Genomic DNA, 14,977 nt, shown 5'->3' on the forward strand with positions numbered 1-14,977 from the left:
CTAAAGATGAATTCTCTCCCGACTAAACTTAACCTATAAAGAATGAAATCTTTCCGAATTTCCCTCCTTGCTTTTGCATGTATTTTATGCCACCAGGTATTTAGTCAGCAAATATCGATTGATAGCCAAGTCGATCCGGATCAACTGATTGCAAACCATTTAATTCAGGGTTGTGTCGAGATTTCCGATGTGGCTTCACCCATAAATGGCTCGATCAACGGTTTTTCAAGCTTTGGATATTTTGAGCGTGGCAACTCTAATTTTCCGTTTGAAAATGGAATAATTCTCTCTACCGGAAAAGCAGATTCAGCGGGTAATAAGAAGAATGATAAAACTTTAAATGATGGCGATAGCAACTGGCTTTCCGATCCAGATCTTGAAGAAGCTTTAGGTATTTCAAATACCCTAAATGCCACCGTAATAGAATTTGATTTCTCATCACTCTCCAACCAAATTCAATTTAATTATATTTTAGCGTCTGAAGAGTATTATGGAAACTATCCTTGTGATTATTCAGATGGTTTCGCGTTCTTAATCAAACGTGCAGGGACCAATGATCCATACCAAAATATCGCCATTATTCCAGGTACCGATATTCCTGTAAACACCAATACCATTCATAACGAAATTGTTGGTTTTTGTGCAGCATCAAATGAAGATTATTTTGATGGTTATGGTTTAGGGGACACCAACTATGACGGTCGAACCAAAGTGATGACTGCCACGGCAAACACGGTCCCAAATGTGGTTTACCATATCAAATTGATTATCGCTGATCAGACCGATTCCAATTATGATTCTGCCGTTTTTATTGAAGGAAATAGTTTTTCGGCCGTCGTCGACTTGGGAGAAGACATCACCACCTGCGCCGATCGCTTAACCTTGGATGGCAATATCGATAATCCAGACGGGGTTTATTCATGGTTTTTAAATGATGAGCTTCTACCTGGCGAAACACAATCTACATTAACAGCTCTTCAATCCGGAGTTTACACGGTAAAAATTGATATTCCTTTAGGAAATAGCTTCTGCACCATTGACGACAGGGTAGCCCTTGTTTTAAGTTCAACCCAAACGGCCTCAGAAATTTCAGATTTTGGCATTTGCGACGACGCGTCTGGGGACGGTTTCGAGGTTTTTGATCTTAATATTAAAAATGCTGATGTTTTAAAAGCAGTTCCTAAATCTGAATACACCATTTCCTATCATTATTCCAATGAGGATGCTCTCGAAAACAGCAATGCTATTTCAGCACCAATAACTAATACCACCAATCCGCAACCTATATTTGTCAGAATTGAAGATACAATCAATGGCTGTTTGGCCTATGCTTCCTTTAATTTGGTAGTTCATCAGCTTCCACAAATTACAGCTCCAACCGATTTATATGCTTGTGACGATCCTAGCTTAAACGGTTTGTCTTCTATTGACCTTACCGAAAAAGACGATGAAATCACGAACGGACAAGCAGAGTTAGTTGTTGCATATTACCATACCCAATCCGATGCAGATGAAGGCATCAATGCCATTGCTTCTCCATATACCAATCAGTCGAGAAACGAAACCCTATTTGTAAGAGTTTCCAATATTGAGACTGGTTGTGCAAGTACCACAACTCTCAATTTAATAGTTCTTGATAAACCTGCCATTAATACAGGTGATCACTATTTGGACGCCTGTGATCCTGAGCATGACGGATTTTCACAATTTAACCTCAACGATATCACTCCAGATGTTTTAAATGGGCTGACTGGTGTTTCAGTAACGTTTCATGAAATTTATGATGATGCATTATCCGGAACCAATGCCATCCCTAATCCTTCAGCATATACAAATACGAAACAAAGTTTTCAAACCTTGTACATTAGAGTGCTCGATGATGAATCAGGATGTGCTTCTGTAACTTCATTTGAGGTTCATGCCAACCTTCTATTGACTGGCACACGCATTGAAGACTTCTCTATTTGCGACGTTAAGGATGGAGATCTCCCGTCATTTGACTTGAACAACATTGCAGAAGTGATTATCAATGATCTTCCCGATGTGACGATTACATTTTACGAAACCATTGAAGACCAAACCAATCAAACCAATGCCTTAAATCATGCTTTTCCATATATGCCACCAGCATTTCCGAAAACGCTATACATTACTTTAAAAAACAGTAGTTGCACGGAAATTTCAGAAATACAATTATTGCTGAATCCTGTCATCGACTTCCCATCCATAGGATCTGTAACTTATTGTGACAACGACCAAGATGGTTATACTCCTATCGATTTGAGTTCATTTTCAAGTGCCATTACCAATGGGGAAGATGGTTATACCGTACGTTATTTTGAAACTCAAGAGGACGCTGATAATAACAGCAACGCCCTTCCAAATTTTTATACGAATACCATCAATCCGTTAAGACTTTATTCGAGAACTACTTCAAATGCGACAGGTTGTTCAGACATTAAGAGTTTTGAAATTACGGTTCTTCCCGCACCAGAAACAACTACTCCTGAAGAAATCATCATTTGTGATGATGACCAAGACGGTTTTAAAATTATAGATTTAAGCACTACAATCAACGAATTGGTGACGGACAGAAATAACAGGACATTTTCTTTCCATAAATCATTAGAGCATGCCGAACTCAATACTGAACCCATAACCAACATTACCAGTTATAATGCCAATACACAAACCGTATTCGCTCGGGTTGAAAACCAATTGACCGGTTGTCATTCCATAGAACCGATTAAAATTATCATCAATACCTTACCTGTTTTTACAAGTATTAGTGATTACATCTATTGTGAAAATCCCAGTGATGGTTTTGGAGAGTTTATATTTAAAACTAAAGACTCTGAGATTTTAAATGGGCAAAACGGCAAGGTAGCGTCTTATTATTTAACCCAAGAAGATGCCCATAATAGAACAAATGCGATAAATAAGACGGAGATTTACGAGAACATCAGCAATCCTCAAAGGATTTTCGTGAGGGTAGAAAACACTTCAGATATGACCTGCTACGGAACATCATCCTTCAACATTGAAGTAGGCACAAGCCCAGAATTTAATGTGGCCTCAGATTGGTTTGTCTGTGATGATATCTCCAATGATTCCACTGAAATTTTTAATCTATCAGAAAAAATCGCGGAAATCTCAGCAGGAATTGAGGATAATTTGCATATTACGTTTTATACGAGTTATGCCAATGCCCAGAATGCAGTGAATCCTCTCAATACAAAATATGCCAACACAAAAAACCCACAAAAGATTTATGCTCGCATTGAAAATGGTAGTATTTGTGCGTCCATAACCGACTTTAGTTTGGGAGTCATCAAAGCTCCAGATGCCAATCCGTCAAAGCCAATCGTTCAATGTGACACGGATTATGACGGCCAGATGACCTTCAATTTAAGACAATCTGAAATTGATATTTTGGAAGTACGACAGAATAATCTTGTCGTTGCCTACTATGAGACTGCAGAAGATTTGGAGGCAGAGGTCAACCCTATTACAATACCTGAATCCTACAAAAATATTTCAAATCCGCAAACAGTTTATGTGCGACTTACCAATAGCATTTCAAACTGTTTTTTATCCATTCCGTTGGAATTGGTTGTCAATCAACCACCGGTATTTAATCCCATTACAAGTCTATCAATTTGTGATAATGAAGCCCATGAATATGATTTGTCAGAAGTAGATGAATTACTTGTTGAAAACACTTCAAATGTGAATATTTCATACCACAAAACTAAAAAAGATGCATTGGATGCCACCAACGCCCTTGACAAAAACTTTCGCCATCAATCCGCGGTAGAAAAAATTTATGTCAGGATAGAAAATGCTTCCACCCTTTGTTTCACAACCCATCAGTTTACTTTAAAGATTGACCCATTACCGGTTGCAAACACTGCTCCAGATTTAGACCATTGTGATGACGACTTTGACGGATTGTACACATTTGATCTTTCTCAACAGAATGACTTTATTTTGGGAAGCCAAAACCCTGAACAATTCCGAGTTTCCTATTATGAAACCAGCGAAGCAGCACATACCGGCTCAAATGCGTTAAGCACCTTTTATGACGCAACCGATTTACAAACCATTTATGCAAGAGTCGAAAACAATGCAACGGGCTGTTATAATATCACAAGTTTCCAAACCTATGTGCATCCTCTGCCAATAGTGGATATTCCTGATCAGGTTATTTGTTTGGACAGAGGACCACTTTTGGTGAGCGCCAATACCAATAGAACGGATGACACGTATCTATGGTCAACCAACGAAACGACTCCAGAAATCGAGATCACTGAAATCGGCACTTATTGGGTCAACGTGACGACCATATTTGGTTGTGAAACCACTCAGACATTTAATGTCATAGAGTCAGAAGCCGCAACCATCGAATTTACAGAAACTGTTGATTTTTCGGACCCTAACAATATCACCGTGACCATAAGTGGGATTGGAAACTATTTGTATGTGTTAAACGATAAAGACCCTCAAGAATCAAATGTTTTTGAAAGAGTGCCCATTGGCCCCAATTTGATTACGGTTATTGATTTGAATGGATGTTCTGAAGTCACCAAAGAAATCGTGGTCATCGATACTCCAAAATTCATGACTCCAAATGATGATGGTTACTTTGATACTTGGCATATTACAGGTGTTGAAACCCTACCGGGAACCGTCGTTTACATCTATGATCGCTACGGCAAACAACTGGCCTATTTGACCTCAAGCTCTAAGGGTTGGGACGGCACCCATAATGGGCACAAAATGCCTGCATCAGACTATTGGTTTGTTGCTGATGTCAAAAAAGACAATACCACTTTTCAACTTAAAGGACACTTTACCCTAAAGCGCTAAATCAAAGACCAAAATGCTATTGAAATAAATATTTCAGCTATAAAATTTTCATATCATCATTAAAACTCACAATATTGAGTGTTTTTTTGGTACTTTTAAAATCCGTAATTGATTGTTAACTACGAGGTTCACATTCAATTCTGTTATAAGTACCATGTTAATATTAAACAAAACTTTTCTGAGCTTCATTGTATTTGTAGCTTTCTGTGGTATGCTCTATGCTCAACAGATTGCTACCAGCAACACGATGTCCTTGGAGGCCTTGATACAAAATACGCTTGGTCAGGGATGCGTTGAAATTTCAAATATTTCATCTCGTGTCAATGGTTCGTCAAATAACATTCCGAGTTTTGGACGATTTACAAAGGAAAATTCAAGTTTTCCATTCCAAAATGGCCTCATTCTAACCACGGGCAATGTTCTTTCTGCAGGCAATACTCTAAACACAAATCCACTAAATGAAGGTACTGTTTCATGGGGCACTGACCCAGATTTGGAAGCGGCATTGGGCATTGCTAGAACCATGAACGCAACGTCCATCGAATTTGATTTTATATCTGCATCCAACCAAATTTCGTTCAATTATATTTTGGCATCTGAAGAATATTTAGGAACCAATCCCTGCATCTATTCTGACGGATTTGCTTTTTTAATTAAGGAAGCGGGCTCCCCAAATCCATATACCAATATTGCCCTTATCCCCGGCACTTCAACACCTGTAAACACCACCACGATTCGTCCAGAAATTGTCGGGTATTGTCCCGCTGAAAATTTAGCCTATTTTCATGATTATAATGATGGGGACTCTAATTATAACGGAAGAACAACAATACTTAATGCAACGGCAAATATAAAACCTAATGTGGCCTACCATATCAAATTAGTGATTGCAGATCAAAAAGATCCATTTTACGATTCTGCCGTTTTTATAGAAGGCAATAGTTTTAATGCCACAGTAAACTTGGGCCCAGACATTTTCACCTGCGCAACCTCAACTACATTAAATGGTAGTATTGACAATCCTTTGGCAACTTATAAATGGTTCAGAAACGGTACCCTAATAGATGGTGCCACAAACCCTACGCTCACCGTCAATCAATCAGGAAACTATAAAGTTCGTGCAAGTGTTAAACTTAATAATAAAACGTGCGAGATTGAAGATGATATTCTCATCACCTTAAATGCACAAAAACTCCTAGCCAATATTCCAAATTATAGACTGTGCGACGACCTTTCAAACGATGGTCTCGAAGTTTTCGATTTATCTTCCCAGAACATTGAAGTATTGAAAATGTTGCCGCCATCAAATTACAACATCTCCTATCACTTCACCTTAGAAGAAGCAGAAGCTGGAAACAATCCTATCGTATCACCTATCCAAAATAGGGAGAATCCACAAAATGTATTCATTAGGATTCAAGATGTTGACAATGGCTGCCTCACATTTTCCGGAGTGCGTTTAACAGTCAATCCACTCCCCGTAGTTACAGCTCCTGATCCTCTGATAGTTTGTGATACAGATGGCCATTCTGATGGTATTACTGGGATAGATCTTAGGCAGATGGATGCGCAGCTTACGAACAACTCCCCCAACCTATATGTTAGTTATCATTTTAATTCAATCGATGCTGTCTCAGGAAATAATCCCGTGCCGTCCCCTTTCACCAACAGCAATCAAAATCACACATTTCATGTAAGAGTTTATGATGGCAATACAGGATGTTTCAATACAACAACATTGGATGTCACAATTCTTAACACGCCACATGCAGCAATTGATAGGCCATACATTAATGCCTGTGAAGCTGGAAGCGGAGGCTTTGAAACCTTCGATTTGACAAGTTTAATAGATGATCTTTTGGACGGTCTGACAGATATTCCAGAAAACTTCTATGAATCAGAGGAAGATGCAGAAGCAGGTATCAATCCTATAGCCAACACCTCCAATTATCAAAATATTGTAGCTGATTTTCAAACCATTTATTTAAAAATTGTCGATAATGTCACAGGCTGCTTTACCATTGTTCCCATAGAGTTACACACCAATATCATACAAACCGGACTTGTACTCGCCGATTTTAATGGTTGTGATGATCCTTCGCAGGATGGAATTGTCGATTTTGATTTACTCTCTATAGAATCCCAGCTTCTGAATGGCTACGAGGGATTTACGGTTAGTTTTTATGAAAGCCAAACCGATCAGGAAAACAATATAAATGCACTCGATAAGAATCTGCCGTATACGGTCAATTCCAACATCTCACCTGACCCTCACATTTTATATTTAACAGTTTCTAATGACGGTTGCGATAATTTTGTTAGCATCAACTTAATTGTTAACCCACCAGTAATAATTCCGAATCTTGACCCTGTGACCTATTGTGATACAGATCAAGACGGGGTCGCCCATATTTTATTGGAAACCATTAATTCTTATGTAAGTCAAGGTGTCAATGGCGCCAATGTTCGGTATTTCAAAACCGAGGAAGACGCCTTGAACAACGAAAATGTGTTAGACCCACATATTTACAATGAAAGCAACCCACAAACAATTTATGCCCGTGTGACCAATTCCATAACGAGCTGTTATGATATTACGGCCTTGACCATTCAAATAGAATTACCTCCTGTAATTATTGGAGATGCCGAAATTATCATTTGCGATGACGATGAGGATGGCTACTACTTTGTGGATCTTGAAAACAAAATTCCAGAACTAGTTGCAGACACTACAGGATTGACGATCACATTTCATACTAATTACAATTTGGCAATTAGCGGAGAGAATCCCATTCCAAATCCTGAAAATTACAACAGTAGAACACAGTACATTGCAGTGCGTGTTGAAGATAATGTCACAGGTTGCATTAGCATTGCCGACCTTTATGTTTATGTCAATACGCTGCCTCAGTTTATCGATATCTCAAATTTCGAAAACTGCGAAGCTGCGGGCAACCCTATTGCGGATTTTTATTTTTATGAGAAAGATGATGAAATTTTAAATGGACAGGGAGAAAAACAGGTCTTGTACTTTAGAACTCTTGAAGATGCAAACAATCGTGTTAATATCATAGATAAATTTGCTCCCTACCCAAATATTTCAAGCCCACAAACGGTTTACGCAAGAGTTGAAGCCATAACAGATTCGGGATGTTTTGGTATAACATCATTCATTTTGGAAGTTGGCTCGCTGCCACCGTTTAATGCTCCGGAAGATGAATTTATTTGTGATGATCTTAGTAACGACGAGATTGTGACATTCGATTTAAACGCCAAATTATCAGAAATTGCAAGAGACATTAATGAACCGATAGATATTACCTTTTTCACTTCCGAAGAAGATGCCAATGACAATCTCAATCCCATCACGGATTTAACAAATTTTTCCAACAATGTCAATCCGCAACCCATTTATGCACGTATCGAAAATAACTCCTATTGCTATGCACTTACTAAATTCTCTATAAATGTTGTTCAATTACCCGCAGTGACCACGCCATCAGATTTAGTTGATTGCGACACGGACGGAGATGGCTTTCTCGTTTTTGATTTATCCGTTGTAGAAATTGAAGTTTTGGACTTAAGACAGGACAATATTATAATTACTTATCACGAATCGTTAGAAGGTGCCGAAACAGACAGTCAAATTATTCCGAATCCTGAAAATTATACGAATATATCGAATACACAGACGGTTTATATAAAAATCAACAATACCGTTTCTAACTGCTTTGTCAATTTGCCCATCAATTTAAAAGTTAATTTGCCTCCTACAATTAACGATTTTAAAAGCCATCAAATTTGTTCCAATCCTGAGAGCAGCTTTGATCTCAATACCATAAACAACCTCATCACATCAGAATCTGATATTTCTGTCAGCTATTATTCATCTCAGAATGATGCCATCATCAATGCCTCCGTTTTAAACACTGATTACACCTACACAACCACAAATGATCGGATCTATGCCCGTTTGGAAAATATAAGTACAGGTTGCATCTCATTTTATGATTTTCGGCTGACCGTATTGCCTTTACCTGTGGCAAATACACCAGATGATTTGGAGAATTGTGACGATGATTTTGATGGTTTCTTCGCTTTTGATCTGTCTGAACAGAACGCCACCATCCTTAATGGTCAAAATCCGATACATTACACTGTTAGTTATCACATTTCGCAAAGGGCAGCAAATTCAGGCACCAATGCATTAGAAAATCTATATTCAGCAACGGACTCACAAATTATTTACGCAAGGGTCACCAACGTGGTCACTGGTTGTTATAGTACCACACAGTTTTCAGCCATTGTTCACCCAAGACCAGTAATTACCATTACCGACCAGGTGCTATGTATTGACAATTCACCATTAATTGTTGATGCTAGCACCAATAATCCTACAGATACGTACTTCTGGTCAACTGGCGCTACAACGCCTGAAATTGATATTACAAGCATTGGCTCTTACTCGGTCAGGGTTACAAGCAGTTTTGGGTGTCAATCAACACGAGAATTCCAGGTCATAGCCTCTGAATCCGCAACTATTGATGCCACAGAAACTGTCGATTTTTCTGATCCAAACAATATCACAATCACGATTAGCGGGATTGGCAATTATCTCTATATTTTAGATGATGGTCCGCCTCAAGAATCCAATATATTCAAAAATGTGACCCTAGGGTATCATACCGTTACCATTATAGATTTAAATGGTTGTGCCAAAACCACAAAAGAAGTGGTAGTCATTGACGCTCCCAAATTCGTAACACCAAATAACGACGGTTATTTTGACACCTGGCATATTAGTGGCATTGAAACCTTACCTGGAAGTGTAATCACTATTTTTGACCGATATGGCAAACTTATCACCACCCTGACTTCAGATTCTGAAGGTTGGGATGGAACTTATAACGGACGTATAATGCCTTCATCAGATTATTGGTTCTTTGGAAAAATTAAAAAAAATGACAATACTTTTGAAGTGAAAGGGCATTTCGCTTTGAAGCTTTAAAGTTAAAAAAATCATTTGAACATTCTATTTCTTAGGATATCTGAAAACGTTCAGTGTCTTAGTTCATAACCCCTTGGTCGAGCCAAGACCTCATAAAAAAAATGTCCACAATAAAACTTATCACGGACATTTCTTTCAATTAAAATGATTTTTTGGTATCATTAAACCACGCTATTAAAATGCTTTATATCCAAATTTCTGACCACCTACAGAAGCACTTGCCATAAGTCCAGCTTTAGGCAAAGCAAATGTTGCAATACCATCTTTATACACTGCATTTACAGCAACTCCAGATTCTACAGCAACTGCAGTTGCTTCCGCAGAAAACTCAAAGTTGCCGTTTTTAAAACGATCGAGATCAAGTGGGGTTTCAAAAAATATGACTTCAATGATAGCTTGACCTCCTGCTTGGAGTCCAATATCTAATTTTTTCAGATCTGCCATCCCAATGGCCACACCATTTTCATAAACCACTCCATTTCCAGAAGCACCACCTATAATAAATCCGCCTTTACCAACATTTGGAAATAAAACATATCCTGCGGCATTGTTAAAATAATGAGAAAGCCCCGGATCGGCCTTAATCAATGCCGACTTTGCCTCATCGGCGTCTGCCATGATCTTTTGGTCCTTTTTGGTTTGTGAATAAGCGCCAAATGCAATCAACATACAAATGGCAAAAGTAAATTGCTTTAAAGTTTTCATATGGTCTGTTTTTTTTAAGAATTGTTAAAATTTTTACCTTACTAAAAACAGCTCTATGAACGCATTTTTTATCGCAAGGTTTAGTAAAGATAATTTTAAAACATTTAGAGATTTAACCTAAATGGGTTAATTATTAATCCAAACGCTTCATCACAAACAGCTCTAAGCCCTTCATTCTACGTTATTTAAAATTGCCATTATTCTTCAAAAAACTTTGGTTAAATTTGTAAAATGAAATTCAAAATCAAATCGGAGTTCAAGCCGACTGGAGACCAGCCTCAAGCCATTAAGCAACTTTCCAAAGGCATTGAAAACAACGAGAAATATCAAACTTTATTGGGCGTAACGGGTTCAGGCAAAACTTTTACAGTGGCGAATGTCATTGAAGAGGTGCAACGTCCAACCTTGGTTTTGGCACACAACAAAACCTTGGCGGCACAGCTATATTCCGAATTCAAGCAGTTCTTTCCAGAAAATGCGGTCGAATATTTTGTGTCCTATTATGACTACTATCAACCAGAAGCCTACATTCCTGTAACGGGGGTCTATATAGAAAAGGATCTCTCCATTAATGAAGAAATTGAAAAGATGAGATTGAGCACCACTTCTTCCCTACTGTCAGGCAGACGGGACGTTATTGTGGTGGCTTCTGTTTCTTGTTTATACGGTATTGGCAATCCAGTGGAATTTCAAAAAAATGTCATCACGCTCAAAAGAGATCAAGTCATTTCCAGAACAAAATTGCTTCATCAATTGGTTCAAAGTCTATATTCAAGAACGGAGGCCGATTTCAATCATGGAAATTTCAGAATAAAGGGTGATACGGTCGATATTTTCCCTGGATATGCAGATTATGGCGTGCGCGTTCATTTTTTTAGTGATGAAATTGAAGAAATAGAAGCTTTCAATATTCAGAACAATAAGGTCATAGAACTGTATGAACAAATCAATATCTATCCGGCAAATATGTTTGTTACCTCTCCTGAAGTTCTTCAAGGAGCGATCAGGGAAATCCAAGATGACTTGGTCAAACAACACGATTACTTTAAGGAAATTGGCAAGCATTTGGAAGCAAAACGTTTAAAGGAACGTACAGAATTTGACCTTGAAATGATTCGGGAATTAGGTTATTGTTCTGGGATTGAAAACTATTCGCGCTATTTGGACGGACGATTACCTGGAACACGTCCTTTCTGTCTGTTAGACTATTTTCCTGATGATTATTTAATGGTGGTTGACGAAAGTCATGTGACCATTTCACAAGTCCACGCCATGTACGGAGGTGATAGAAGCCGAAAGGAAAACTTGGTGGAATACGGGTTTAGACTTCCTGCCGCGATGGATAATAGGCCATTGAAGTTCGAAGAATTCGAAGCGATGCAAAACCAAGTCATCTATGTGAGTGCTACTCCCGCCGATTATGAATTGCAAAAAAGTGATGGAGTCTATGTGGAACAAGTGATACGTCCGACTGGTTTACTGGATCCGATTATTGAGGTGCGTCCAAGCCTGAACCAGATTGATGACCTGATTGACGAAATTCACCAACGTGTGGAAAAAGACGAACGCATCTTGGTAACGACCTTAACCAAACGAATGGCTGAGGAATTGACCAAATATCTAGACAGAATCCAGATCAGGGTACGTTATATTCATAGTGACGTGGACACCTTGGAACGTGTAGAAATTATGCAAGATTTACGCAAAGGTTTATTCGATGTTTTGGTAGGCGTCAATTTGCTACGTGAAGGATTGGATTTACCAGAAGTATCATTGGTTGCTATTTTAGATGCTGACAAAGAAGGATTTTTAAGATCCAATCGTTCCTTAACGCAAACCGTGGGAAGAGCTGCAAGGCATCTTAACGGAAAAGCGATCATGTATGCAGACAGAATCACCAATAGCATGCAAAAAACCATTGACGACACCAATTACAGACGCGAAAAACAAATCGCTTACAACACAAAACATGGTATCACGCCTACCGCGCTCAATAAGAGTTTGGACAATGCACTTTCCAAGAATTCTGTGAGCACATACAGCTATGAATTGGAAGCGATAAAAGCAGCAGAACCTGAAAGTCAATACTTGACCAAAGATCAATTGGAAAAGAAAATCCGCGAGAAGCGAAAACTCATGGAACAAGCTGCCAAAGCCTTAGATTTCATTATTGCAGCGCAATTGAGGGACGATATTAAAGCGTATCAAGGGAAATTGGAGGAGTTGAAAGCGTGATTGAGTTAGGAGTTAGGAGTTAGGAAATTTAAAGTTTCTCTGCGAGTCTCTGCGATATCTGGAGAACAATCTAATGTAAATTGTCACTGTGACTGCCCATTACCCACTACCCACTACCTACTAAAAAACTAATTATATTGAACCTTAAAAATATCAATCAAGAAATCTGGTGGTACGATTTTATCAGGAAAACTTTCCATTAAATCGAGAACTCGGTTTATGGATTCGTGGCTCAACCCCATCCGTAATCCAAAATTATGCAATTTAACAAGTTCCTTATTTGTAATATTCTGACCGAGATTCATCAACAATACCAACCTATGAAATTGAACAATCCGCTCGCTATGCGATTTCAAATGCACATAACTCACAGGGTATTCAAACAAATAAACAAGGTCTTCTTGTGATATTTCCAATTGTTTGGCAACGCCTAAAAGAAATTTATATTCTATGGTCTTTATGGAAGTATCCGTTTGAGCAAAAGCGATCATTTCTGAAAGCAAGCTTAATTTTTCTACACGATTTATCATATAAGAGGGGGATTAATTAACATTTATAAAGTTAAAGAGAATATTACTTTGATAATCGTTGATAATGAGTAGCATATCGAAAAATAAACTGTAATTCATCGTCATTTTCTTACCTTCATATATCTCAGTCAATTAACATTCTGAAAATCAGTTAATTAAAAAATATATGCATTTCATCGATTTTTTCACAAATCAAACTGTAGTTTCGATGAACGGCAATCGCCCTTTATTTATAAATTTGTTAGCTCACATTCAATTTGTCCATCAATGAAAATTCGTCATATATTATTCCTTTTCAGTTTTGCAATATGTAGTCTTGGTCATGCCCAAAGTAGTGCCTCTTTCCAGGTCTCCACATTTGATATAGATGCACCGCAATTGCAAGTCGAAAAAAAAATATGGGTCTATCTTCCGTTAGAATATTCCTATTCGAATAAAGAATACCCTGTGGTTTACATGCACGATGCGCAAAATCTCTTTGATACTGAGACCTCCTATGCTGGGGAATGGAATGTGGATGAGTATCTTGATTCGCTCTCAGATGACAAAGCAATCATTATAGGCATTGAACATGGCAATGAAAAACGCATGGACGAATTAACGCCTTTCCCCAATGAGAAATATGGAGGTGGAAAAGCAGATGATTATCTAAGTTTTATCATCAGCACTTTAAAACCACAGATCGATTCTACTTATCGAACTAAAAATGATCCTATACATACAACCATCTTTGGATCCTCATTAGGTGGGCTCCTTTCTTTTTATGCCCTAATAAAATATCCAGATACTTTTGGAAACGCGGGGATATTTTCGCCGTCTTTCTGGTTCAGTAATCGTATTTTTGATTTTGTAATTGAAAGTGACGTGTCCCCAAAATCGCGATTTTATTTTTTGGTAGGCTCAAAGGAAGGTGATGGAATGGTACCGGATCAAGATAAAATGGTCAAACTCTTGCTTAAAAAGGGAGTTCCCGAAAATCATATTCAAAATATCATCATTGAAGGTGGACAACATAATGAAGCACTATGGCGTCAAAATTTTCCTGAAGCCTATCAGTGGCTGGTTGGAGATTAAGAACCTAGCCCGAACGTGCCTTTTCGGTACGGGCGGGATAACAAAAATCAAAAATTTAGCTTATTAGTTTTCAAGGATCACTAAATTTATCACTAATATTTTAAAAGATTAACCATATACGAATGACAAATAACGATATACTCAAAAAACTACGTGTTGCACTCAAGCTAAGAGATGACGAAATCGTAAAAATTCTTGAATTGGTAGATTTCAGAATCTCAAAAAGTGAATTAGGTGCCTTCTTTAGAAAGGAGGACCACCCTAAATATATGGAGTGCGGGGATCAGATTTTGCGCAATTTCCTAAATGGTTTGGTCATCCATTTACGAGGACCAATGCCTGCAAAAGGTGAAAAAGGAAAGCCAAAAAAAGAGGATTAAACAATATTTTGTGACAAGCAGATTGTTCAACAAAAAAACTCCCATTTATAATACGCTTCAAATCACTATGCGCTTAGCAGAACACCACGTAAATTCTGCTAACCCGATAACTTTCACGACAAACAGACTCAATAAACTTCGCTTTTGAGTTTTTCCTGCCTGTCGGCAGACAGGGG

At 38.2% G+C, this 14,977-nt stretch carries 7 protein-coding genes; 5 read left to right on the forward strand and 2 right to left on the reverse strand.

Annotation, left to right across the window (positions count from 1 at the left end):
- Positions 1-42 precede the first annotated feature (42 nt).
- A complete protein-coding gene (locus tag G6N06_RS03190; RefSeq protein ID WP_163514613.1) occupies positions 43-4,869 on the forward strand; it encodes a T9SS type B sorting domain-containing protein in 4,827 nt (1,608 codons plus the stop codon).
- A 154-nt stretch (positions 4,870-5,023) separates the two neighbouring features.
- Positions 5,024-9,877 carry a T9SS type B sorting domain-containing protein gene (locus G6N06_RS03195; RefSeq protein WP_163514614.1) on the forward strand — a complete coding sequence of 1,618 codons (4,854 nt, stop codon included), beginning with the start codon at positions 5,024-5,026 and terminating at the stop codon, positions 9,875-9,877.
- Positions 9,878-10,051: 174 nt separating this feature from the next.
- Here G6N06_RS03195 and G6N06_RS03200 read toward each other — a convergent pair whose 3' ends face one another.
- Entirely contained in the window at positions 10,052-10,582 is a 531-nt protein-coding gene (locus G6N06_RS03200; RefSeq protein ID WP_163514615.1) for a lipid-binding SYLF domain-containing protein, read from the reverse strand.
- A 231-nt stretch (positions 10,583-10,813) separates the two neighbouring features.
- On the opposite strand from G6N06_RS03200, the gene uvrB reads away from it, so the two are divergent.
- A complete protein-coding gene (gene uvrB / locus G6N06_RS03205; protein WP_163514616.1) occupies positions 10,814-12,817 on the forward strand; it encodes an excinuclease ABC subunit UvrB in 2,004 nt (667 codons plus the stop codon).
- Positions 12,818-12,945: 128 nt separating this feature from the next.
- Here the strand turns inward: uvrB and G6N06_RS03210 are convergent, their stop codons facing one another.
- Positions 12,946-13,347, reverse strand: coding sequence for a TerB family tellurite resistance protein (locus G6N06_RS03210; RefSeq protein WP_163514617.1), 402 nt, complete (start codon positions 13,345-13,347; stop codon positions 12,946-12,948).
- A gap of 267 nt (positions 13,348-13,614) precedes the next feature.
- Between G6N06_RS03210 and G6N06_RS03215 the strand changes: the two genes are divergently transcribed.
- Positions 13,615-14,421, forward strand: coding sequence for an alpha/beta hydrolase (locus G6N06_RS03215; RefSeq protein ID WP_163514618.1), 807 nt, complete (start codon positions 13,615-13,617; stop codon positions 14,419-14,421).
- Between the two features lie 122 nt (positions 14,422-14,543).
- Complete coding sequence (locus tag G6N06_RS03220; protein WP_163514619.1) at positions 14,544-14,801, forward strand: DUF1456 family protein; 258 nt, start codon at positions 14,544-14,546, stop codon at positions 14,799-14,801.
- Positions 14,802-14,977: the final 176 nt, after the last annotated feature.

Origin of the sequence: Gelidibacter japonicus, from assembly GCF_010725055.1 — a bacterium.
Taxonomy (GTDB): Bacteria; Bacteroidota; Bacteroidia; order Flavobacteriales; family Flavobacteriaceae; genus Gelidibacter; species Gelidibacter japonicus.

What these genes read in the sequence shown, in the direction of transcription:
- G6N06_RS03190 (WP_163514613.1), top strand. Translation starts at nt 43, where the DNA reads ATGAAATCTTTCCGAATTTCCCTCCTTGCTTTTGCATGTATTTTATGC.
- G6N06_RS03195 (WP_163514614.1), top strand. Translation starts at nt 5,024, where the DNA reads ATGTTAATATTAAACAAAACTTTTCTGAGCTTCATTGTATTTGTAGCT.
- G6N06_RS03200 (WP_163514615.1), bottom strand. Translation starts at nt 10,582, where the DNA reads ATGAAAACTTTAAAGCAATTTACTTTTGCCATTTGTATGTTGATTGCA.
- uvrB (WP_163514616.1), top strand. Translation starts at nt 10,814, where the DNA reads ATGAAATTCAAAATCAAATCGGAGTTCAAGCCGACTGGAGACCAGCCT.
- G6N06_RS03210 (WP_163514617.1), bottom strand. Translation starts at nt 13,347, where the DNA reads ATGATAAATCGTGTAGAAAAATTAAGCTTGCTTTCAGAAATGATCGCT.
- G6N06_RS03215 (WP_163514618.1), top strand. Translation starts at nt 13,615, where the DNA reads ATGAAAATTCGTCATATATTATTCCTTTTCAGTTTTGCAATATGTAGT.
- G6N06_RS03220 (WP_163514619.1), top strand. Translation starts at nt 14,544, where the DNA reads ATGACAAATAACGATATACTCAAAAAACTACGTGTTGCACTCAAGCTA.